The organism is Ferrovibrio sp., from assembly GCF_035304305.1.
GTDB lineage: Bacteria > Pseudomonadota > Alphaproteobacteria > Ferrovibrionales > Ferrovibrionaceae > Ferrovibrio.
The window spans coordinates 26919-47934 of sequence record NZ_DATGQG010000057.1 but is presented as its reverse complement, the minus strand read 5'-3'; the positions used below and the strand labels follow the sequence as shown (position 1 = coordinate 47934).

The following is a 21016-nucleotide window of genomic DNA, read 5'->3' as shown; positions in this document are numbered from 1 at the left end:
CCGGCGGCAGCGTGAGCTGGAGCAGCGACGGCACGGTGAAGTACACCCCGCTGAAGGACTGGCAGGGCAAGGACTCCATCGAATACACGGTGATGGACAAGGACGGCAGCTTCGATACCGGTACCGTCTACATCCAGGTCGGCAACGGCACCGCGACGCCGAACCCGACCGAGCCCACGCCGGGCACCGGCACGGGGCATCCGGTCATCGTCGCCGACGACTTCCACAAGGCGGTTGCCGGCAAGGCCTACTACTTCAACAGCAAGTATCTGCTGATGAACGACGTGGGCAAGGATGGCGGCCTGAAGGTGGCGGCGATCGACGCGACAACCGTGAAGGGTGGCAGCGTGTCCTGGGATGCCACGAGCGGCACGGCGATCTACAAGGCGCCGGCCGGCTTCACCGGCAAGGATGCGGTGGAATACACCGTGACCGATCGGGACGGCAGCAGCGACACCGGTCTGGTGCATTTCGACGTGCTGCTGGCCTGATCGACCAACCAGGAAGTGCAATGCGGCCGCCGGGGTCTTCTCCGGCGGCCGTTTTCTTTGGCTCAGGATTTCGTGCGCGGATCGCGGGTATGATGGATGTCGCGTTCGCCACCGCCGCCGGAAACGTTGCTGTGCTTCTCCTTGCGGTCGGATGGGGAGAGCGGCCGCGGCGCCGCGCTTTTCTCCGGATTCTTCGCATTCTGCTGGCTGCTGCCCGGCCCGCCATGGCGGACGGTGTCGGCATGGTTCTGTGGCATGGGCTCCTCCTTGTCAGCAGGCCAACAGGTCACTGCGCCGCTTGTTCCGGCCTTGTCTGCCCGGGCCGGTTCATCGCGACGGGCGCCTATCCCTGATAGGCTGGGGACACAGCGAATCGGCACATCTCGAGTTCCCGTCCGGCATGGCAGTTCCGTTACCCGTTTCCGCATCCTCGCCGCTGGCCGAAGCCGAAGCGGCGCTTCACTCGGTCTTCGGCTTCGAGCGTTTCCGCGAAGGCCAGGCGGAAATCGTCACCGCCCTGCTGTCCGGCGAGGATGTGTTCGCCGTGATGCCGACCGGCAGCGGCAAGTCGCTCTGCTACCAGCTGCCGGCGATCGTGAGCGGCGGGCTGACTGTCGTCGTCTCGCCGCTGATCGCGCTGATGCGGGACCAGGTGCGGCAGTTGCAGGGCTACGGCGTCAATGCCGCCAGCCTCAATTCGGCGAATTCGGAAGAGGAGAATGCCCGCGTCTTCCGCCAGCTGCGCGAGGGCAGCCTGCGGATCCTCTACGTGGCGCCGGAACGGCTGGTGCGTCCGGAAACCGTGGCGCTGCTGCAGCGGAGCAATCACGGCTCCGGGCCCGGCCTGCTGGCGATCGACGAGGCGCATTGCGTCTCGCAATGGGGCCATGACTTCCGCCCGGAATATCTCGGGCTGGGTGAGGTGCGGCGCGCGCTGGGCAACGTCACCACCATCGCGCTGACCGCCACGGCGGACGCGCCGACGCGGGCGGATATCGTGACCCGTCTGTTCGGGGAGAGCCGGCCGCGCACCTTCATCCGCAGCTTCGACCGGCCCAACCTGCATCTCATGATGCAGCCCAAGGCCAGCGCCAGGAAGCAGATCGGCGATTTCATCGCCGCCCGGCGCGGCCTGAACGGCATCGTCTACTGCTCGTCGCGCCGGCGCACCGAGGACCTGGCCGCGGCGCTTGCCGCCATGGGCCACCGCGCCCTGCCGTACCATGCCGGCCTGGACCAGGCGCAGCGCGACGAGAACCAGGACATCTTCCTGCGCGAGGACGGCGTGGTGATGGTGGCGACGGTCGCCTTCGGCATGGGGATCGACAAGCCGGACGTGCGCTATGTCTGCCACGCCGACCTGCCGCGCAACGTGGAAGCCTATTACCAGGAGATCGGCCGTGCCGGTCGCGACGGCCTGCCGGCCGAGACGCTGACGCTCTACGGCCTCGACGACATGCGCTTCCGCCGCCTGCAGATCGAGGAGGGCGATTCGCCGCCCGAACGCAAGCGGATCGAACGCCAGCGCTTCAATGCGCTGATCGCGCTCTGCGAAAGTCCACGCTGCCGGCGGCAGACGCTGCTGGCCTATTTCGGCGAGGAGATGGCCCAGCCCTGCGGCCATTGCGACCTCTGCCAGGACGGCGTCGCGCTGTTCGATGGCACCCGGGAGGCGCAGATGGCCATGTCGGCCATGGCGCGGACGGGGCAGCGGTTCGGCACCGAACATCTGGTGCAGATCCTGCTGGGTAACCAGACCGACGCCATCCTGCGGCTGGAGCATGACCGGCTGCCGACCTTCGGCGTCGGCAGGGAGCATGATGCCCACACCTGGCGCTCGATCTTCCGCCAGCTTTACGGCGCCGGCCTGATCGACCTCGAGATAGAGGGTCACGGCGGCTGGTTCATCACCGATGCCGGACGCGCCGTGCTGAAGGGGCAGCAGCGCATCGAGCTGCGCCGCGACAGCCTGCGGGCGCGCCGGGCGGCAAAGGGCAGGGCGGCGCCGGCGGCAGCCGCGGAGGCCGCGCTGTCGGCGGCGGACCAGAGGCTGCTGACCGCACTGAAGGACCTGCGCCGGCAGCTCGCCACGGACCTGCAGCAGCCGGCCTATATGGTGTTCTCCGACCGCACGCTGCTGGAGCTGGCGGTCAAGCGGCCGCGCAATCTCTACCAGATGAGCGACATCCACGGTATCGGCCAGGCGAAGCTGGACCGCTTCGGCCAGGTGTTTCTCGACGTCATCCTGGCGGACGAGGAGACCTAGAACCGCATCGTCAGGCCCAGGCGGGCGGCGTTGTGCTGGGCGTATTGCCGTTCGGCGGCGCTGTCGAAGTTCAGCGTGTAACCGATGATGACGTTCAGGGCGTATTTCGCAAACGCCGCGGGGCTCCAGCTGATCTGCAGGTCGTGATTGCGCTGGTAGCCGATCGAGGGCGCCTGGTCGTCATGGAAATTCCGCCGCGCGTAGAGCAGCTCGTTGTCCAGCGTGAGCCGGACCCGCTCGGCAATCGGCAGATCCAGTCTGAGCGCCGGGCCGGTGCGGTTCCAGTCTTCCCAGCTGTTGGTGCCGCTGATGTCCCGCATCGCGATGCTCACGACCTCGCCGCCGGCGAGGCGGTAGGACAGGGTGACGAAATTCTGCAGTTCGTCGTAGTCGCGCCAGTCCTCGCTGAAGGAATAGCCGTCATAGCGGGAATAGAAGGACAGGGTGACGTCGTTCAGCAGGTCGGTATCGAGCTGATTGGTCACGCCGTAGCGCATGCGGTCGGAAATCCGCATGCCCCAGTTGGCCTCCACATCCGGATTCACGGTAAGGCGGATACCGTAGTCGTTGAACGAGACGCCGAGATTGCTGCGCGCGGCATTGCTCCAGCCATCGGTATGATGCGCCGCCGGCCGGTCGGCGATGGCGCTGCTGCCAAGAATCGTCAGGCCGCTGCCCGGTACCGGGCGGTCGTAGGAGGCCTGCATCATGTTACGCGGGATCACCACGACGCCGTCCGGCCAGGAACGGTCGCGGCTGAAATGGACGCCCCTGATGCTGGGCACCGGGTCTTCCGCCAGCACCGAGCGGCGCCGGACGGGCGGCGGATCGGCGGAGATGCGCAGCAGGGCTTCATCGAAGGTGAAGAGCCGGAAGTCGCCGCTCGGCAGTTCCGGTCTGGCGAGTCCGCGCTGGCAGGTGGCGGGATCGGGCTGGCAGGTGGTGGACAGGCCGACCGATATCTGGGCAGAGGCAGGCTGGGAAACCGCCAGAAACAGGGCGCAAAGGGCTGCGGAAAGCGGCAGCTTCAGTCCCATTGCGCACCCTCCCTTCACCCCGTGAATCACATGAAGGGAGGATGGGCCGAAATCGTTAACGTGTCTTTTAGAAATCCGGTAACATTATGATCTTTCGCATTATTTATTGGTAACCCTCGACCAACTGATATATCAGTCAGGCTTACTCATATATCAGTCGGCTTGTCCGCATCCGCGATGGTGCAGACGATCGGGGTATGATCGGACGCCTTTTCCCTGCCGCGAGGTCTGCGGTCCACCTCGCAGGCGACCAGGCGGTCGGCGAGCTGCGGCGACAGCAGGAAATGGTCGATCCGCAGCCCGTGGTTCTTCGGCCAGCATCCGGCCTGGTAATCCCAGAAGGTGTAATCCTGCACGCCCGGATGCAGCGCGCGCCAGGCCTCGGTCAGGCCGAGGTTGAGCAGGGCGCGGTAGGCCTGCCGGGTTTCCGGCCAGCACAGCGCGTCATCGGCGAAGGCGACCGGATCGTAGACGTCGATATCCTCCGGGCAGACGTTGTAGTCGCCCGCCATCAGGAAGGGGGTCTCCGCGGCCAGCAGCTCGGAGGCGCGCCGGCGCAGCCGCGCCATCCATCGCAGCTTGTAATCGTATTTCTCGCCCGGCCGCGGATTGCCGTTGGGCAGGTACAGATTGCAGATGGTGATGCCGGCGATATCGGCCTCGATATAGCGCGCCTGCTCGTCGGCATCGTCTCCGGGCAGGCGGATGCGCACCGCGTCGGGGCGCAGCAGACTCAGGATCGCGACGCCATTATAGCTTTTCTGTCCATGCACATGGACGGAATAGCCCATAGATTCGAACTCGAGCGCCGGGAAATCCTTATCCTGGCATTTGATTTCCTGGAGGGCGAGTACATCCGGTTTTTCCTGGCGCACCCATTCGGTGACATTGGCCAGTCGCGCCTTGATCGAGTTCACATTCCAGGAGGCGATGCGCATGGGAACTCCCTGTTCGATGGGTTTCCCTTTCTACAGGGCCGGCCCCCGCGTCGAAAGCCCCGGACAAACCACCGCTTCCGCCCGCGGTATCCGCTGGCAGACCTGCGTGGCAGGGGGGCAGTGTGGGCTAGATCGCGAAGGAGTTGCCGCAGCCGCAGCTGGAGGCGGCCTGCGGGTTGCGGATCTGGAAGCCGGCGCCGCTCAGATCCTCGACGAAGTCGATTTCGGCGCCACGGATATATTCCAGCGAGATCGTGTCGATCAGTACCCGCACGCCGTCGCGGACGATCACCACATCGTCGGCGGTTTCCGCGTCATCGAGGGTGAAGCCATACTGGAAGCCCGAACAGCCGCCGCCGGATACGCTGATGCGCAGACCCAGGCCCGGATTGCCCTCGGCCTCGGCCACCTTGCGGATACGGCGCGCCGCCGCGGCGGTTACCGTCACGGGATCGGCCGCCGCCGCGGGCGCGGCGGAAGCCTGGGACTGGGCAGCTGCTTCAGGCATCGGGAATTTACGCTCGGTTTACCAATAATTTGCGAAACTCCCGGGTAATGTAGGTACCCCCGCCGGGAAGTCAATTTTGCCCGTCTGTCCACCGGTCGGGCGCGTTGCGGGCGGCAGGCGCAATCGATAGTGTCCGGCCCGATTCAGGATCGCATAGAAAAGCCTGCCAAGATGAATGTTTACACCGAATTCCGCCGCGAAGTTGTGCGCGCCGTCGAAAGCCTGGGGCTGGCCGGCGAACTGCCGCTGAAGGCGATCAACGTCGAGCCGCCGCGTGATCCCGCCCATGGTGACCTGGCGACCAATGCCGCCATGGTGATCGCCAAGCCGGCCGGGATGGCGCCGCGAGCGCTGGCGGACAGGATCAAGCCCCTGCTGGAAAAGCTGGACGGCGTCATGGCCGTCGAGATCGCCGGCCCCGGCTTCATCAATCTCCGGCTCGATGCCGGCTACTGGCAGCGCCAGGTGGGCGTGATCCTGAAGGCGGGCCAGACCTACGGCGACAGCCAGCTGGGTGCGGGCGAGCCGGTGAATGTCGAGTATGTCTCGGCCAACCCGACCGGGCCGATGCATGTCGGCCATTGCCGCGGGGCGGTATTCGGCGACGCGCTGGCGGCGCTGCTGGAGAAAGCCGGCTTCAAGGTCACGCGCGAATACTACATCAACGACGCCGGCGCGCAGGTGGATGTGCTGGCCCGCTCGGCGCATCTGCGCTACCGCGAGGCTTTGGGCGAAACCGTCACCATTCCGGAAGGACTCTACCCGGGCGACTACCTGAAGCCGGTCGGCGCGGCGCTGGCGAAAAAGCATGGCGAGCGTTACCGCGCGGCGCCGGAAGCCGAATGGCTGCCGCTGTTCCGCAGTGAGGCGGTGGATGCGATGATGGATCTGATCCGCGACGATCTCGCGGCGCTCAACATCCATCATGCCGTGTTCTCGTCGGAAAAGGCGCTGCATGACAGCGGTGCGGTGCAGGGCGCGTTTGACCGACTGCAGCAGCGTGGCCTTATCTATACCGGCGTGCTCGAACCGCCCAAGGGCAAGACGCCCGATGACTGGGAACCGCGGCCGCAGGCCCTGTTCAAGGCCAGCGAGTTCGGCGACGACACCGACCGGCCGCTGAAGAAGTCCGATGGATCCTGGACCTATTTCGGTGCCGATATCGCCTATCACGACGACAAGTATCGCCGCGGCTTCCGCCGGATGATCGACGTCTGGGGCGCCGATCACGGCGGCTACGTCAAACGCATGAAGGCCGCGGTGAAGGCGATTTCCAACGGCGAGGCGGATCTCGACGTCAAGCTGGTACAGATGGTCAACCTGCTGGACGGCGGCGAGCCGGTTCGCATGTCCAAGCGTGCCGGCACCTTCGTGACGCTGCGTGACGTGGTGGATGAAGTCGGCAAGGATGTCGTCCGCTTCATCATGCTGACGCGCAAGAACGACGCGCAGCTCGATTTTGACTTCAGGAAGGTCACCGAGCAGTCGAAGGACAATCCGGTTTTCTACGTCCAGTATGCCCATGCGCGCATCTGTTCGGTGCTGCGCAATGCGAAGACCGAGGTTCCGGCCATCGATACAGCCGATGCGGCGCTGGCGGGCGCGGACATGTCGAAACTCTCCCACCCCTCGGAACTGACCCTGATCAAGCTGCTGGCCGGCTGGCCGCGCCTGGTGGAAGGCGCCGCCGAGGCGCATGAGCCGCATCGCGTTGCTTTCTTCCTGCAGGAAGTGGCGGCGGCTTTTCATGGTTTGTGGAATGTGGGCCGTGACGACACCAGCGTGCGGTTCCTGCTGCCGGACGATCCGGAGCTGACGCGGGCGCGGCTCGCCATGCTGCGCGCCGTGGCTGTGGTGATCGCGTCCGGCCTGTCGGTGATGGGCGTGACGCCCGTCGAAGAGATGAGGTGAATCATGAGCGATCTGCGCACGGACAGAAGTTCGCGGCCGGTCCCCGGCCAGGCCGAACAACGCATGTCCAGCCCGAAGAAGACCATTGCTGCCGTCGTGGCGCTGGGCGCCGTTGCGGCCTTCGGCATCGGCATCTGGTTTGCCTATGATCAGGGGGTGAAACGCGGTGCCAGCGGCGCGCCGCCGCTGGTGCGGGCGGATCAGACCCCGGCGAAAGTCGCTCCGGAGAATCCCGGCGGCATGCAGATCCCGAACCAGGACAAGCTGATCTACGAGCGGCTCGACGGTAATTCCACGGCCTCTGCGGGCAAGGTCGAGCGGCTGCTGCCGCCGCCAGAACGGCCGAATGTTGCGGCCACCGCGCCGAACCAGTCCGTCACCATTCCGATGCGGCCGGCTGCCAGCGCTGTACCCGACCAGGCGCCTGCTTCCTCATCCGCCATTCCCAACCGCACCGATGCGCCGAGCGCGACGCCGGTGGCCGGCGCGACGGCGGAATCACAACCGCAGGCGACCAGTCCTGCGCCGTCCCAGACGGCAGCTGCACCGGCTCCGAAACCAGAACCGGCACCAGCGCCTGCACCCAAAGTGACGGCAACACCAGGCGGCAGCGCCAAGGTGCAGCTCGCATCGCTCAAGGACCGTGCTGCCGCGCAGTCCACCTGGACCCAACTGCAGAAGAAATACGGCGATCTGCTCGGCGGCCTGACCCCGAGCTACGAGAGCGTCGACATTCCCGGCAAGGGCAGCTTCGTGCGCCTCCAGGCCGGACCGATGAAGGATCGCGCCGCCGCGCAGAGCATCTGCGAACAGCTTGCCGCCAAGAAGCAGGGCTGCATCGTTGTCGGACGCTAGCGGCGTGGATTGGGCGGGCTTCGCGCCCGTCGTCGTCGGCTGCGCGGGCAAGCAGCTCACCGCGGAAGAGCGTGTGCTGTTCGGCGTGCGCAAACCGCTGGGCCTGATCCTGTTCGCGCGCAACATCGAAACGCCGGAGCAGGTGAGGGCGCTGATTGCGGATTTCCGCGGCGTGGTGGAGAACGACCTCGCACCGGTGCTTATCGACCAGGAAGGCGGGCGCGTGGCGCGTCTCAAGCCGCCGCACTGGCCGACCTTTCCGCCCGGCGCGGTATTCGGCCGATTGCTGCAACAGGATCGTGCGCGCGGCATCGAGGCAGCCTACCTGAATTCGCGCTGGATCGGCGCCGAGCTCGCGGCGCTCGGCATTGATGTCGATTGCGCGCCGGTGGCCGACCTTCCCGTCGCGGGCGCCCATGACGTGATCGGCGATCGCGCCTATGGCGATACTCCCGCTGCAGTGGTCGCGATCGGGCAGGCGGTGATGCGCGGCCTGCGCGATGCCGGCGTGCTGCCGGTCATCAAGCATATTCCCGGCCATGGTCGCTCGCATACCGACAGCCATCTGGAATTGCCCGTGGTGGATACCGATATCAGGACCATGGAGCAGAGCGATTTCCTGCCATTCCGCGCGATGAACAATGCGCCCTGGGCGATGACGGCGCATATCGTCTACGGCGCCATCGACGCCGACAGGCCGGCGACACTTTCTCCCGTGGTGATCGACCGGATCATCCGGGGCCATATCGGCTTCAACGGCGTGCTGATTTCCGACGATCTCACCATGAAAGCGCTGAAAGGCACGCCGGCGGAGACCGGTGTCGCTTCGCTGCAGGCGGGCTGTGACCTGGTGCTGCACTGCTCGGGTGACCTGGCGGAGATGCAGGGCCTGCTGGCGGCCCTGCCGGCGATGACCGACAAGGCGGCGGGGCGGCTGGCCGATGCGCGTTCCCTGCTGCCGGCCATTCCGGCTTCCTTCGGTCCCGCCGAACGGGAGCGCTATGCCGGGCTGATGACCCCGGCGGCGGCGTGAGCGGCCCATTGACCGGATTTCTTTACAACGCGTCCACCTGGATCCTGCCGGCCTTGCTGGCGATCACCCTGCACGAGGCCGCCCATGGCTGGGTTGCCTGGAAGATGGGGGACGACACAGCCCTGCGCGCCGGCCGGCTGAGCCTCAATCCCCTGCGCCATGTAGATCCGGTCGGCACGGTGGTAATTCCGGGCCTGCTGCTGCTGTTCAAGGCCCCCTTCCTGTTCGGCTGGGCCAAACCGGTGCCGGTCAATTTCTGGAACCTGCCGTCGCCGCGCCGCGACATGGCACTGGTGGCGCTGGCCGGTCCGGGTATCAACCTGATCCAGGCCTACGTCGCCATGCTGCTGTTCCACCTACTGCCGCTGTTCGGTCCCGGTGTAGATCACTGGCTTGCGGCCAATCTCGAAAATGCCATTCTGATCAATCTGATACTTTGCGTCTTTAACATGATACCTCTGCCGCCGCTGGATGGCGGCCGGGTGGCGGTCGGCTGGCTGCCGGAGCCGCTGGCACGCCCCTTGGCCCGGCTGGAGCCCTATGGCATGGTCATCCTGCTGATTCTTCTGCTCGTCGTACCGTTTGCGGCCAGCGAATTCGGCAGCAATTGGAACCCGTTGTTCGAGCTGATTATGCCGGTCATGGCCGCTCTGCGGGACTTCCTGCTTGTGTTGTCCGGGCATAGCGGTTAACACCGCGGCCCCATCTGGATTTACGCCGTGACAGAACCCGCGAACGCGCCTGACCCCGTAGCTGCGCCCGAGACCGGCGCCGCGGCCGAGCCTTTCGAGGCCGAGCGGCGCGACGGTCTGCCCCAGGGCGTGCAGATCGGCGAACAGCTGGTTCTCAACCTCGACGTCTTCGAGGGCCCCCTCGACGTGCTGCTGACCCTGGCGCGCGAGCAGAAGGTGGACCTGCGGCGCATCTCGATCCTCGCGCTGGCGGAACAGTATCTCGCCTTCATCCAGGAGCTGCGCCGGGTGCGCATCGAAGTGGCGGCGGACTACCTCGTCATGGCCGCCTGGCTGGCCTATCTGAAATCGCGGCTGCTGATCCCCGAGCCCGAGAAGGAGGGTGAGCCTTCCGGCGCCGACATGGCGGCCCGGCTGGCCCTGCAGCTGCAGCGCCTGGAAGCCATGCGCAAGGCGGCCGACCAGCTGATGCAGCGGGACCAGGTCGGCCTGGCGATGTTCCTGCGCGGCAAGCCGGAAGGCGTGCGCATCATCCGCAAGTCGATCTACAACGCCACGCTGTACGAGCTGCTCAAGGCCTATGCCGAATTCCGCGCCTCGAAGGGATCGGGCGAAGTCCTGACCATGAAAGTGGCGCGCCGGCGCATCGTTTCGGTCGAAGAGGCGCTGGCGCGGCTGCGCAACATGATCGGGCAGATTCCCGACTGGGCGACCCTGCAGGCCTTCCTGCCGGCCGAGCTGGACGACCCCTTCACCGTGCGCTCGGCGCTGGCATCGACGTTCAACGCCAGTCTGGAAATGGCCAAGCAGGGCCTGATCGAGCTGAAGCAGGTACAGACCTTCGGTCCCATTTATATCCGCCGCCAGCAGGCTGCCCCCGCGCAGCCGGAACCGGCGGCCAATTCGGAAGAGTAAGTCATGCAGTCGAACGACGCGCTGCCGGAAGAGGCCCGGCTCGACGAGGATATGCCCCATAGCGCCGAACCGGCCGAGACCGCCGACGAAACCGAAGGCGAGGAGACGGAAGGCGAGGCGGGATCCGACGGCAACGGCGGTGGCGACGCCGATCGCGAGGAAGCGTTCGCGGCGGCCGTACGCATGGCGGAAGCACTGCTGTTCGCGGCCGCGGAACCGCTGGATGAGGCGACTTTGCGCAAGCGGATGCCGAAGACCGCGCGGGTGCCGGCCGTGCTGGCCGCCCTCGAGGACCAGTATCGCAATCGTGGCGTGAACCTGAAGAAGGTGGCCGGCCGCTGGGCGTTCGTCACCGCTCCGGACCTGCAGCATCTGCTGGAAGAGCATCGCCAGGTGCAGCGCAAGCTGTCGCGCGCCGCCATCGAGACGCTGGCGATCATCGCCTATCACCAGCCCTGCACGCGCGCCGAGATCGAGGAAATCCGCGGCGTCAGCATCAGCAAGGGCACCCTCGACGTGCTGATGGAAACCGGCTGGGTGAAGATCCGCGGCCGCCGCCGCGTGCCGGGCCGCCCGGTGACCTACGGCACGACCGATGAATTCCTCGTGCATTTCGGTCTGGAGAGCGTCGACGCGCTGCCGGGTCTGGAAGAGCTGCGTGCCTCCGGCCTGCTCGAAGCGCTGCCTGCTTCCGGCGGCATCCCGATGCCGGGTGAGACGCTGGATACTGCGGGCGAGGATCCGCTGGACGAAGATGATGACGGTCGCGAGTTCCTCGAGCCGCTGATCATCGAGAAGGACGAGAAGGCCGCAAAAGATGGCGACGAAGACGATGACTCCGAGGACGAGTCCGAAGAGGACGACGACGAGGATGAGTCCGATGACGACGATGACGACGAGGGTGACGACGACGCGGACTCGGATGATGAAGACGATGACGAGTCCGATGACGACGATGATGACGATGAAGAGGATGACGGCGCCGAGGATGAGGAGTCGGACGATGAGGACGATGACGAATCCGACGACGATGATGACGACGACGACGATGATGACGACGACGATGATGACGATGACGAGGACGAGTCCGACGACGACGAGTCTGAGCGCCATTGACCAGGACTAAATTCACCCCGTCCGGCTCGGGTGGCGGCCTCGACCTTATTGCCGTCAGCCATCACTACGGCTCGCGTCGTGCCGTCGACAATGTCACGCTGAATGTCGCACCCGGGGAGATTCTCGGCCTGCTCGGGCCATCGGGGTGCGGGAAATCGACCACCCTCCGGCTGGCCGCCGGCCTCGAAACCCTGCAGCAGGGCGAAGTCCGCATCGGCGGACGCACGGTCGCCGGCCCGGGAATCAACGTTCCCACCGAGCACCGCCATATCGGAATGGTGTTCCAGGATCATGCGCTGTTCCCCCATCTCAGCGTTGCCGACAACATCACCTTCGGACTAGGCCACCTGCCGGCCACCGAAAGGCGGGAACGTGCGGCGGTCTGGGCGGAGCGCCTGGGCCTGGCACCGCATCTGAAGAGCTATCCGCACCAGCTGTCGGGCGGCGAGCAGCAGCGGGTGGCGCTGGCGCGGGCGCTGGCGCCGGAACCCCGGGTCATGCTCCTGGACGAGCCGTTTTCCAGCCTAGACAGCCGTCTGCGCGACCAGATCCGCGACGAGACGGTTGCCGTGCTCAAGCAGGCTGGCACGGCGACGCTCCTGGTCACCCATGATCCGGAGGAGGCGATGCGGATGGGCGACAGGATCGCCCTGATGCAGGCCGGGCGAATCGAGCAGCTGGACACCCCGGACCGCGTCTACGCCATGCCGCGCACGCCGTTCGCAGCGCGGTTCCTGAGCGAGACCAACGAGGTACCGGGCCGCGTCGAAGCCGGCCGGCTGCGGACGCCCCTGGGCGACGTGCCGGCGCCGCAGATCTCGGACGGGGCCGCGGCCATCCTGATGTTCCGGCCAGAGGCCCTGCAGGAACAGCCGGCGGGGAATGGCGGACTGGCACTGCGGGTCGAGCGGGCCACGGCGCTGGGCGCCTATCGCCGCCTCGAAGTCACAGCTCCCGACGGGCTCAGGCTGGCGGCCCGCCTGCCGGCCGGTCCGCTGCCGCCCGCCGGCGCAATCCTGCATTTTTCCCTAAACCCGGACTTCTGCTTTGTTTTTCCGGCGCCGTAAGGGGTAGGTAGATTGCCTTGCCGGCGCTATCTCTGTCATAGTGAACTGCTGCGGGGGCAGGCGCCCCGTCTGCGGGAAGACCCCTCGTAGGAGGAGACAAGGGTATGGGTACGTTCAGTTTCTGGCACTGGCTTATTGTCCTGCTGGTGATCCTGATCATCTTCGGCGCGGGCAAGCTGCCGCGGGTGGCGGGCGATCTCGCCTCGGGCATCAAGAATTTCCGCAAGGGCATGAAGGAAGACACCGACGAGAAGCCGGCGAATCCTCCGGTGATCGACCAGCAGCAGACGCCGACCGGCGGCGCTGCCAGCACCTCGGCCCCTGCGGACAAGGCTCAGTCGCACTGATCACAGCCCTGGCAGCAGCTCCGGTGATATCGATGACGCCCGGCGGCTTCCCGTACCGTCGTGGCACAGCAGGTCAGGTGGCGTAAGCGGCGATGTTCGACATTGCCTGGTCGGAACTCGGAATCATTGCGGTGGTCGCTCTGGTCGTCATCGGCCCGAAGGACCTGCCGAAGGTGCTGCGCACCGTCGGTCAGTGGACGTCCAAGGCACGGGCCATGGCAAGGGAATTTCAGAGCGGCATCGACGACATGGTGCGCGAGTCCGAGCTGGACGAACTGCGCCAGGCCGCCAAGCAGATCACCGACGGGTCGCTCCAGGATGAGGTGAAGAAGAGCATCGATCCCGACGGCTCGCTGGAGAAATCCTTCCGCGAGCCGATGATCGATGATCCCTTTGCCGAACCCAAGCCGGTGATGGAGGCGCCCCGGAGCGCCGAGGTGGAATCCGCGCCCGTTGAAGAGGCCAAGCCCGAGGCCAAGACGTGAGCGAGTCCAAACCCGACGAGGTCGAAGCTTCCCGCATGCCGCTGCTCGATCATCTGGTCGAGCTGCGCAACCGCCTGATGTGGTCGATCGGCGCGATCTTCGTCGCCTTCGCGGGCTGCTATTTCCTCGCGCCGTATATCTACAACATCCTGATGCTTCCTTTGGTCGAGGCAGCTGGCACCGAAGGCCGGCGAATGATCTTCACCGCGCCCCAGGAAGCGTTCTTCACCTATATCCGGCTGTCCTTCTGGGCCGCCATGGTGGTCAGCTTTCCGGTCATCGCCAGCCAGGTATGGATGTTCGTGGCACCCGGCCTCTACAAGAACGAGAGAAAGGCGTTTCTGCCCTTCCTGATCGCCACGCCGGTGCTGTTCGCGATCGGCGGCGCCTTCGTCTACTTCTTCATCATGCCGCTGGCACTCAAGTTCTTCATCGGCTTCGAGGCGCCGGGCGGGGATGGTTCGATTCCCATCCAGCTGGAAACCAAGGTCAGCGAGTATCTCTCGCTGGTGATGACGCTGATCTTCGCCTTCGGCATCGCCTTCGAGCTGCCGGTGCTGCTGACGCTGCTGGGCAAGGTCGGCATCGCGACTTCGGCCGGCCTCGCGTCGAAGCGCAAATACGCCATCGTCGGCATGTTCATTTTCGCCGCCGTGGTCACGCCGCCCGACGTCATCAGTCAGGTCGGCCTCGCCATTCCACTCATTCTGCTTTATGAAGTGTCGATCTGGATGGTGAAAGGCATCGAACGCGACCGCGCCAAGCGCGAAGCGGAAGAGGCCGCCCAGAACGCGACAGAAGACAACAAGGATGAGGCGTCCTCCACGCAGACATCCTGACGGACATATCATGCATGACATCAAGTTCATCCGGGACAACCCGGACGCATTCGACCGGGCCGTCCGGCTGCGCGGCATGGAGCCGCAATCGGCAAAGCTGATCGAACTGGACCGCAAGCGCCGCGCCGCGCAGGCCGAGTTCGACGAATTGCAAGGCAAGCGCAATGCCCTGTCCAGGGAGATCGGTGCGGCAAAGGCCAGGAAGGACGAGGCGCGGGCGCAGGCGCTGATGGCCGAGGTCGCCGTCCTGAAGGAGCGGCTTGGCCTGCTCGAGGTCGAGCAGAGGGCCCATGAGGTGGCCCTGACCGATGCCCTGTCGCGCATTCCGAACCTTCCTGCCGAGGATGTGCCGGAAGGGCTGGACGAGACATCCAATGTCGAGCTGCGCCGCTCGGGATCGCCGCGCAGTTTCAGTTTCAAGCCGAAGGAGCATTTCGACCTCGGCGAGGCATTGGGCTACATGGACTTCGCCGCCGGCGTGAAGCTGGCTGGCGCGCGGTTCACGGTACTGAAAAGCCAGCTGGCGCGTCTGGAACGCGCGCTCGGTCAGTTCATGCTGGACCTGCACACCACCGAGTTCGGCTACACCGAGATGCAGCCGCCGCTGATGGTCAACGATGCCTCGGCCTTCGGCACCGGTCAGCTGCCCAAATTCGGCGACGACCTGTTCCGCACCACGACTGGCTACTGGCTGATCCCGACGGCGGAAGTGCCGCTGACCAATCTGGCCCGCGATCTGATCATCGACGAAAATGAACTGCCCTGGCGCTTTACGGCGCTCACACCCTGCTTCCGTTCCGAGGCCGGCGCCGCGGGCCGCGACACGCGCGGCATGATCCGCCAGCACCAGTTCGACAAGGTGGAGCTGGTCAGCATCGTCGCGCCGGAAAAGTCGGTCGTAGAACATGAGCGCATGACGGATGCGGCGGAAACCGTGCTGAAGAAGCTCGGCCTGCCGTTCCGCACCATGCTGCTCTGCGCCGGCGACATGGGTGGCGCGGCGCGCAAGACCTACGATCTCGAGGTCTGGCTCCCCGGCCAGAACCAGTATCGCGAGATATCCTCCTGCTCCAATTGCGGCGACTGGCAGGCACGGCGGATGAATGCGCGCTGCCGCGCGCCGGGCGAAAAACAGACGCGCTTTGTGCACACGCTGAACGGCTCCGGCCTGGCGGTCGGCCGCGCCCTGATCGCAGTGATGGAGAATTACCAGAACGAGGATGGCAGCATCGCCGTTCCGGATGTGCTCAAGCCGTATATGGGCGGGCTCACCAAAATCGAGAAGGCGACCTAGTTTATGCGCATCCTGGTTTCGAACGACGACGGCATTCACGCGCCGGGCCTGAAGATCCTGGAGAAGGTGGCCAGAACGCTGTCGAAGGACATCTGGGTTGTAGCGCCGGAATATGAACAGTCGGGCGCCTCCCACTCGCTGACGCTGACGCAGCCGCTGCGCATTCGCAAGGTCGGTCCGCGCAAATTCGCGGTTCGCGGCACGCCAACCGACTGCGTCATGATGGCGATCCACGAGCTGATGAAGGACAAGAGGCCCGACCTTCTGCTCTCGGGTGTCAACCGCGGCGCCAATCTGGGCGAGGACGTCACCTATTCAGGCACGGTTGCCGTGGCCATGGAGGGGACCCTGCTGGGGGTGCCCTCGATTGCCCTGAGCCAGTGTTTCCAGTTCGGCCATCCGGTGAAATGGGCCACCGCCGAGCACCATGCGCCGAAGGTGATCCGCAAACTGCTGAAGGCCGGCTGGCCGAAAGGCGTGCTGATCAACGTCAATTTCCCGGACGTGATCGCGGATTCCGTCACTGGCATCGAGGTAGTCAAACAGGGACAGCGCGATCTCACAGATCTCGTACTCGACCATCGTATCGATGCGCGCGGCGTACCCTATTACTGGATCGGTTTCCGTCGGCAGAAGAGCAAGGCAAAGCGGCAGAGCGATCTGGGCGCGACCGAGAACGGCGCGATATCCGTGACCCCGCTGCAGCTGGACCTGACCCAGTCGGCTACGCTGAAGGCGCTGCGATCCGCGCTCAAGTAAGCTTGTGGAAACGCGCGTCATCCAGTTGATCATGGAGTTGCGCCGTCAGGGCATCACGGATACGCGTGTGCTGGCGGCGATCGAGCGGGTGCCGCGCGAACGCTTCGTGGCGGACCAGTTCCTGAAGCATGCCTACGACAACATCGCCCTCCCGATCACCCAGGGACAGACGATCAGCCAGCCCTTCGTCGTCGCCTATATGACCGAGGCACTGCGGCTCGGCGACCGGATGAAGGTGCTCGAGATCGGGACCGGTTCGGGCTACCAGAGCATGGTGCTGGCGAAGCTGTGCCGCCGCGTCTACACGATCGAGCGCTATCGCTCGCTGCTGCAGACGGCCCAGCGTCGCTTCGCCGACCTCGGGGTGAACAACATCACCGCCAAGCTGGGCGACGGCAACAAGGGCTGGGTGGAGCAGGCGCCGTTCGACCGTATCCTGGTCACCGCCGCAGCCGACAGGCGGCCGGAAACGCTACTGGAACAGCTTTCTCCGGATGGCGGTATCATGGTGGCCCCGGTTGCGGTTTCGGCCATCGAGCAGGACGTCATCCGCTATACCCGTACGGGAGATGACATCCAGGAGGAGAGGCTGCTGCCCGTGCGCTTCGTGCCGCTGCTGCCCGGCATTGCCCGGGAAGCGGCCGGGTAGGGGCCTGCTTGGCCGACAGGGCCAAAACAGCGTTTATGAAGCCTTAACAGGAAGTCCCTAAACTCTGCGGCAATGTCCTATTTTGTCGGAACAGCGCGATTTCTTGCGCCGATGATGCTGGCTGGTCTGGTGGCGGCCTGCGGTACGCAGGCCCCGGCACCCGTGACGTTCAGCCACCGTCCGGCCGCGCAGACTGCCGCGCCCGCCAGCGGCCCGGCCTTCGTGCCCCCCGTTCCGCCGCCGGTGATCACGGTTGCCCCCGAAACCGTGCCGGACATGGTCGTCGTGCAGCCGGGCGATACGGTCTATGCCCTTGCGCGCCGCTACAACCGTCCGGTTCGCGCGATTATCGACGATAACGGGCTGCAGCCGCCCTATCTGCTGCAGACGGGACAGCATATCCGCATTCCGGGCGGCCGCTTCCATACCGTGCAGCGGGGCGAGACGCTCTACAGCATCTCGCGCAGCTACGGTGCCGATCTCTACAGCATCGCGCAGGCGAACGACCTTGCGCCGCCATACACGATTGCGGTCGGACAGCAGCTGCGCATCTCGGCGCCGACCGCCTATGCGGTTGCCTCGGCCGCCCCGGTGTCCAGCCTGCCGTCCTCGCGCGAGATTGAGGTGGAGACCTTGCCGCCGCCAGCCCCGGCAGCGCAGCAGCCGGCGACCTCCGGCTCCAGGGTGCTTTCGGTTCCGGACCCTGCGCCGACATCATCCCAGACGCCGGCTGCGCCGCTGCCGGAAGTCACCGTGCCGGCGCGCACCGGCACTGCGCCGGTCGCCAGTCCGCCGGCATCGCCATCACCAGCGCCGGCCAACCCCCAGGTGGCCGCAGCACCGGTTCCGCCGGCCGTACCGCAGCCGCCGCCCTCAGCGGCTCCGGAACCGGAACGCGAGACCGTTCTGCCGCCGCGTTCGGGCCGGACATTCTCATGGCCGGTGCGCGGCCGCATCCTGTCCAGTTTCGGCCCCAAGGCCGACGGGCTGCATAACGACGGCATCAACATCGCTGCCCGCGCCGGCGCACCCGTGATTGCTGCCGAGAACGGTGTCGTCGTGTATGCGGGGAACGAATTGCGCGGCTTCGGCAATCTCTTGCTGGTCCGCCATGCCGATGGCTGGATCACGGCCTATGCGCATCTGGACAAGACGCTCGTGCGAAAGGGCCAGAAGGTCACGCGGGGACAGGCGATCGGCACGGTCGGCACCAGCGGCGGCGTGAGTGAACCGCAGCTGCATTTCGAGATCCGCCGGGGCACCCAGGCGGTCGATCCGGCGAAATTCCTCTCCGTTGCCTGATTACGCCTTCACGGCGGTCAGCGGCTTGCCCATGCGGCCGGCAAGATCCTGGATGAACTGCCATGCGACGCGTCCCGAGCGGGCACCGCGGGTCATGGCCCATTCCACCGCTTCGGCGCGCAGCGTCGCCTGATCGATCTGCAGGTCGTAAGCCGCGCAATAGGCATCCAGCATCGCGAAATAATCCTCCTGGCTGCAGGAGTGGAAGCCGAGCCAGAGACCGAAGCGATCCGAGAGCGAAACTTTCTCCTCGATGGCCTCGCCGGGATTGATCGCGGTGCTGCGCTCGTTTTCCATCATGTCGCGTGGCAGCAGGTGGCGGCGGTTCGAGGTCGCATAGAAAATCACGTTCTCGGGGCGGCCTTCGATGCCACCTTCGAGCACGGCCTTGAGCGACTTGTAATGCTGGTCCTCGGCATCGAAAGAAAGATCGTCGCAGAACAGCACGTAGCGCCGCTTCGAATTGCGCAGGACCTTGAGCAGCTGCGGCAGGGTCGGGATGTCCTCGCGATGGATTTCCACCAGGGCCAGCGAACGGGACTTTTCCCTGTTGACCGCGCCGAGCACGGCTTTCACCAGCGAGGATTTACCCATGCCGCGCGCACCCCAGAGCAGGGCGTTGTTCGCCGGCAGGCCCTTCGCGAAGCGCTGGGTATTGTCGAGCAGGATGTCGCGGACCCGGTCGACCCCGCGCAGCAGCGTGATCGGCACGGCGTTGATCCTGGTGATGGGCTCCAGCCAGCCGGGCGCCGGTTCCGCATGCCAGATGAAGGCGTCCGCGGCCTGGTCGTCGAAGACGGGCGGCGCGGGCGGCGCCAGCCGCTCCAGCGCGGCGGCGATGCGGGCAAGCGTTTCAGCGGTATCGGCAGGGAAAGGAGCGGGAGAGCTGGTCATGTTGTGCTGCGGAAATACAAGTGGGAAGGCCGACATTCTGGGGGCGCGGCGGGCGCCGTGCAACCGGTAGCGGGCCCTGGCGCTTTCCGCCATAATTCGCGGCCTGAAATTGCAGCCACCCGGCAGACCGAGAAAAGGAGAGGAAGCATGTATCCCGAAGTCCAGCTTTACATTGACGGTGCGTGGTGCAACGGCGCCTCGGGGAAGAGCCAGCCGGTGCTGAATCCCGCGACCGGGGAGGCGATCGGCAAGGTGGCCCATGCCGACAAGGCGGATCTTGACCGTGCGCTGGCCGCCGCCGACAAGGGCTTCAAGGCCTGGAAGAAGGTCTCGGCTTTCGACCGCTATAAGACGCTGCGCAAGGCGGCAGACATCATCCGCAGCCGCGCCGACGAGATCGGCAAGATCATGTCGATGGAGCAGGGCAAGCCTTTCATCGAGGCCAAGGGCGAGACGCTGCTGGCCGGCGACATCATGGACTGGTTCGCGGAAGAGGCGCGCCGTACCTATGGTCGCGTGATCCCGCCGCGCGCCGAGGGCGTGTATCAGCTGGTGGTCAAGGAGCCGGTCGGCCCGGTCGCCGCTTTCACGCCGTGGAACTTCCCGATCAACCAGGCGGTACGCAAGTGCTCGGCCGCGATCGCCGCGGGCTGCTCGATCATCCTGAAAGGCCCGGAAGAGACGCCGGCGAGCTGCGCCGCCCTGGTGCAGGCCTATATCGATGCCGGCGTACCGGCCGGCGTCATCCAGCTGGTCTATGGCGTGCCGTCGGAAATCTCCGAATACCTGATTCCGCATCCGGTGATCCGCAAGATCACCTTCACGGGGTCGACCCCGGTGGGCAAGCATCTCGCCATGCTGGCCGGTCAGCACATGAAGCGGATCACCATGGAACTCGGCGGCCATGCGCCGGCGATCGTCTTTGAAGACGCCGACGTGGACACGGCCGTGAAGGTCCTGAGCGCCAACAAGTTCCGCAACGCCGGCCAGGTCTGCGTCTCGCCGACGCGCTTCCTGGTGCATGAGTCGGTCTATGGCAAGTTCGTCGACGGATTCACCGAGGTGGCCAAGAATCTCAAGGTGGGTGACGGCCTTGACAAGGACACCCGCATGGGCCCGCTAGCGAATGACCGCCGTGTGCAGGCGATGGAGATGTTCGTCGCCGATGCCCAGGCCAAGGGCGCGAAGATCCGGACCGGCGGCAAGCGGATCGGCAACAAGGGCAACTTCTTTGAACCGACGGTGCTCACAGATGTGACCACCGACATGCGCATCATGAACGAGGAGCCGTTCGGGCCGATCGCGCCGATCATGCCCTTCTCGAGCTTCGATGCCGTGGTGGAAGAGGCGAACCGCCTGCCGTTCGGCCTTGCGGCCTACGCCTATACGAAGTCGGCGAAGACCGCGGCCGCCATCGGCGCGGCCTTCGAGAGCGGCATGGTCTCGATCAACCATCACGGCCTTGCCCTGCCGGAAGTGCCTTTCGGCGGCGTGAAGGATTCCGGTTACGGTTCGGAAGGCGGTTCGGAGGCGATCGAGGCCTACCTGAACACCAAGTTCATCACCCAGGTCGGGCTCTGATCCGACCGGCCGAAACAAGGGGAAAGGGGGCTGCGGC

22 protein-coding genes are annotated in these 21016 nt (G+C 65.6%); 17 read left to right on the top strand and 5 right to left on the bottom strand.

The window, feature by feature from the left end:
- Positions 1 to 491, top strand: a 491-nt coding sequence (locus VKZ87_RS07645) for an Ig-like domain-containing protein (RefSeq protein ID WP_324220658.1), incomplete at its 5' end; no start/stop codon positions are given.
- A gap of 62 nt (positions 492 to 553) precedes the next feature.
- Here the strand turns inward: VKZ87_RS07645 and VKZ87_RS07640 are convergent.
- Positions 554 to 748 (bottom strand): hypothetical protein, encoded by a 195-nt coding sequence (locus VKZ87_RS07640; protein ID WP_324220657.1) that lies wholly within the window; start codon positions 746 to 748, stop codon positions 554 to 556.
- Positions 749 to 891: 143 nt separating this feature from the next.
- On the opposite strand from VKZ87_RS07640, the gene recQ reads away from it, so the two are divergent.
- The gene (gene recQ / locus VKZ87_RS07635; protein WP_324220656.1) at positions 892 to 2757 is read left to right on the top strand and encodes a DNA helicase RecQ; all 1866 of its coding nucleotides are present in this window, start codon (positions 892 to 894) and stop codon (positions 2755 to 2757) included.
- Here recQ and VKZ87_RS07630 read toward each other — a convergent pair.
- From VKZ87_RS07630 to erpA, 3 genes are all read right to left on the bottom strand, one after another.
- Positions 2754 to 3794 (bottom strand): hypothetical protein, encoded by a 1041-nt coding sequence (locus VKZ87_RS07630; RefSeq protein ID WP_324220655.1) that lies wholly within the window; start codon positions 3792 to 3794, stop codon positions 2754 to 2756. The two genes, recQ and VKZ87_RS07630, sit on opposite strands and share 4 nt — an antisense overlap.
- Before the next feature lie 146 nt (positions 3795 to 3940).
- A complete protein-coding gene (locus tag VKZ87_RS07625; protein WP_324220654.1) occupies positions 3941 to 4732 on the bottom strand; it encodes an exodeoxyribonuclease III in 792 nt (263 codons plus the stop codon).
- A 127-nt stretch (positions 4733 to 4859) separates the two neighbouring features.
- On the bottom strand, positions 4860 to 5240 hold the full coding sequence (gene erpA / locus VKZ87_RS07620; protein WP_324220653.1) for an iron-sulfur cluster insertion protein ErpA: 381 nt from the start codon (positions 5238 to 5240) through the stop codon (positions 4860 to 4862).
- A 171-nt stretch (positions 5241 to 5411) separates the two neighbouring features.
- On the opposite strand from erpA, the gene argS reads away from it, so the two are divergent.
- The 14 genes from argS (at position 5412) to VKZ87_RS07550 (ending at position 18504) form a co-directional block, all read left to right on the top strand.
- Positions 5412 to 7151 carry an arginine--tRNA ligase gene (argS, locus tag VKZ87_RS07615; RefSeq protein WP_324220652.1) on the top strand — a complete coding sequence of 580 codons (1740 nt, stop codon included), beginning with the start codon at positions 5412 to 5414 and terminating at the stop codon, positions 7149 to 7151.
- A gap of 3 nt (positions 7152 to 7154) precedes the next feature.
- Positions 7155 to 8006 carry an SPOR domain-containing protein gene (locus VKZ87_RS07610; protein ID WP_324220651.1) on the top strand — a complete coding sequence of 284 codons (852 nt, stop codon included), beginning with the start codon at positions 7155 to 7157 and terminating at the stop codon, positions 8004 to 8006.
- 4 nt (positions 8007 to 8010) lie between these two features.
- On the top strand, positions 8011 to 9039 hold the full coding sequence (gene nagZ, locus VKZ87_RS07605; RefSeq protein ID WP_324220650.1) for a beta-N-acetylhexosaminidase: 1029 nt from the start codon (positions 8011 to 8013) through the stop codon (positions 9037 to 9039).
- A gap of 8 nt (positions 9040 to 9047) precedes the next feature.
- A complete protein-coding gene (locus tag VKZ87_RS07600) occupies positions 9048 to 9731 on the top strand; it encodes a site-2 protease family protein (RefSeq protein WP_324220649.1) in 684 nt (227 codons plus the stop codon).
- A 27-nt stretch (positions 9732 to 9758) separates the two neighbouring features.
- Positions 9759 to 10646 carry a ScpA family protein gene (locus VKZ87_RS07595; RefSeq protein WP_324220648.1) on the top strand — a complete coding sequence of 296 codons (888 nt, stop codon included), beginning with the start codon at positions 9759 to 9761 and terminating at the stop codon, positions 10644 to 10646.
- Between the two features lie 3 nt (positions 10647 to 10649).
- Entirely contained in the window at positions 10650 to 11762 is a 1113-nt protein-coding gene (scpB, locus tag VKZ87_RS07590) for an SMC-Scp complex subunit ScpB (RefSeq protein WP_324220647.1), read from the top strand.
- Complete coding sequence (locus VKZ87_RS07585) at positions 11759 to 12829, top strand: ABC transporter ATP-binding protein (protein ID WP_324220646.1); 1071 nt, start codon at positions 11759 to 11761, stop codon at positions 12827 to 12829. The genes scpB and VKZ87_RS07585 overlap by 4 nt, the downstream gene beginning before the upstream one ends.
- A 104-nt stretch (positions 12830 to 12933) precedes the next feature.
- Entirely contained in the window at positions 12934 to 13176 is a 243-nt protein-coding gene (locus VKZ87_RS07580) for a twin-arginine translocase TatA/TatE family subunit (RefSeq protein WP_324220645.1), read from the top strand.
- A gap of 92 nt (positions 13177 to 13268) precedes the next feature.
- On the top strand, positions 13269 to 13661 hold the full coding sequence (gene tatB, locus VKZ87_RS07575) for a Sec-independent protein translocase protein TatB (protein ID WP_324220644.1): 393 nt from the start codon (positions 13269 to 13271) through the stop codon (positions 13659 to 13661).
- On the top strand, positions 13658 to 14500 hold the full coding sequence (tatC, locus tag VKZ87_RS07570) for a twin-arginine translocase subunit TatC (RefSeq protein WP_324220643.1): 843 nt from the start codon (positions 13658 to 13660) through the stop codon (positions 14498 to 14500). Before tatB ends, tatC begins: the two co-directional genes overlap by 4 nt.
- Before the next feature lie 10 nt (positions 14501 to 14510).
- A complete protein-coding gene (gene serS, locus VKZ87_RS07565; protein ID WP_324220642.1) occupies positions 14511 to 15794 on the top strand; it encodes a serine--tRNA ligase in 1284 nt (427 codons plus the stop codon).
- 3 nt (positions 15795 to 15797) lie between these two features.
- Positions 15798 to 16553: a 5'/3'-nucleotidase SurE gene (gene surE / locus VKZ87_RS07560; RefSeq protein WP_324220641.1), complete on the top strand. Its 756-nt coding sequence runs from the start codon at positions 15798 to 15800 to the stop codon at positions 16551 to 16553.
- A 4-nt stretch (positions 16554 to 16557) separates the two neighbouring features.
- On the top strand, positions 16558 to 17202 hold the full coding sequence (locus VKZ87_RS07555) for a protein-L-isoaspartate(D-aspartate) O-methyltransferase (RefSeq protein WP_324220640.1): 645 nt from the start codon (positions 16558 to 16560) through the stop codon (positions 17200 to 17202).
- 111 nt (positions 17203 to 17313) lie between these two features.
- The gene (locus tag VKZ87_RS07550) at positions 17314 to 18504 is read left to right on the top strand and encodes a LysM peptidoglycan-binding domain-containing M23 family metallopeptidase (RefSeq protein ID WP_324220639.1); all 1191 of its coding nucleotides are present in this window, start codon (positions 17314 to 17316) and stop codon (positions 18502 to 18504) included.
- Here the strand turns inward: VKZ87_RS07550 and VKZ87_RS07545 are convergent, their stop codons facing one another.
- The gene (locus VKZ87_RS07545) at positions 18505 to 19398 is read right to left on the bottom strand and encodes an ATP-binding protein (protein WP_324220638.1); all 894 of its coding nucleotides are present in this window, start codon (positions 19396 to 19398) and stop codon (positions 18505 to 18507) included.
- Positions 19399 to 19545: 147 nt separating this feature from the next.
- Between VKZ87_RS07545 and VKZ87_RS07540 the strand changes: the two genes are divergently transcribed.
- Positions 19546 to 20979, top strand: coding sequence for an NAD-dependent succinate-semialdehyde dehydrogenase (locus VKZ87_RS07540; protein WP_324220637.1), 1434 nt, complete (start codon positions 19546 to 19548; stop codon positions 20977 to 20979).
- Positions 20980 to 21016 lie beyond the last annotated feature (37 nt).

Bases quoted from the DNA above. Each gene is read 5' to 3' on its own strand.
- argS (WP_324220652.1), top strand. From the start codon at position 5,412: ATGAATGTTTACACCGAATTCCGCCGCGAAGTTGTGCGCGCCGTCGAA.
- VKZ87_RS07610 (WP_324220651.1), top strand. From the start codon at position 7,155: ATGAGCGATCTGCGCACGGACAGAAGTTCGCGGCCGGTCCCCGGCCAG.
- VKZ87_RS07640 (WP_324220657.1), bottom strand. From the start codon at position 748: ATGCCACAGAACCATGCCGACACCGTCCGCCATGGCGGGCCGGGCAGC.
- recQ (WP_324220656.1), top strand. From the start codon at position 892: ATGGCAGTTCCGTTACCCGTTTCCGCATCCTCGCCGCTGGCCGAAGCC.
- surE (WP_324220641.1), top strand. From the start codon at position 15,798: ATGCGCATCCTGGTTTCGAACGACGACGGCATTCACGCGCCGGGCCTG.
- tatB (WP_324220644.1), top strand. From the start codon at position 13,269: ATGTTCGACATTGCCTGGTCGGAACTCGGAATCATTGCGGTGGTCGCT.
- VKZ87_RS07625 (WP_324220654.1), bottom strand. From the start codon at position 4,732: ATGCGCATCGCCTCCTGGAATGTGAACTCGATCAAGGCGCGACTGGCC.
- serS (WP_324220642.1), top strand. From the start codon at position 14,511: ATGCATGACATCAAGTTCATCCGGGACAACCCGGACGCATTCGACCGG.
- scpB (WP_324220647.1), top strand. From the start codon at position 10,650: ATGCAGTCGAACGACGCGCTGCCGGAAGAGGCCCGGCTCGACGAGGAT.
- VKZ87_RS07580 (WP_324220645.1), top strand. From the start codon at position 12,934: ATGGGTACGTTCAGTTTCTGGCACTGGCTTATTGTCCTGCTGGTGATC.
- VKZ87_RS07630 (WP_324220655.1), bottom strand. From the start codon at position 3,794: ATGGGACTGAAGCTGCCGCTTTCCGCAGCCCTTTGCGCCCTGTTTCTG.
- VKZ87_RS07545 (WP_324220638.1), bottom strand. From the start codon at position 19,398: ATGACCAGCTCTCCCGCTCCTTTCCCTGCCGATACCGCTGAAACGCTT.
- VKZ87_RS07550 (WP_324220639.1), top strand. From the start codon at position 17,314: ATGATGCTGGCTGGTCTGGTGGCGGCCTGCGGTACGCAGGCCCCGGCA.
- erpA (WP_324220653.1), bottom strand. From the start codon at position 5,240: ATGCCTGAAGCAGCTGCCCAGTCCCAGGCTTCCGCCGCGCCCGCGGCG.
- VKZ87_RS07540 (WP_324220637.1), top strand. From the start codon at position 19,546: ATGTATCCCGAAGTCCAGCTTTACATTGACGGTGCGTGGTGCAACGGC.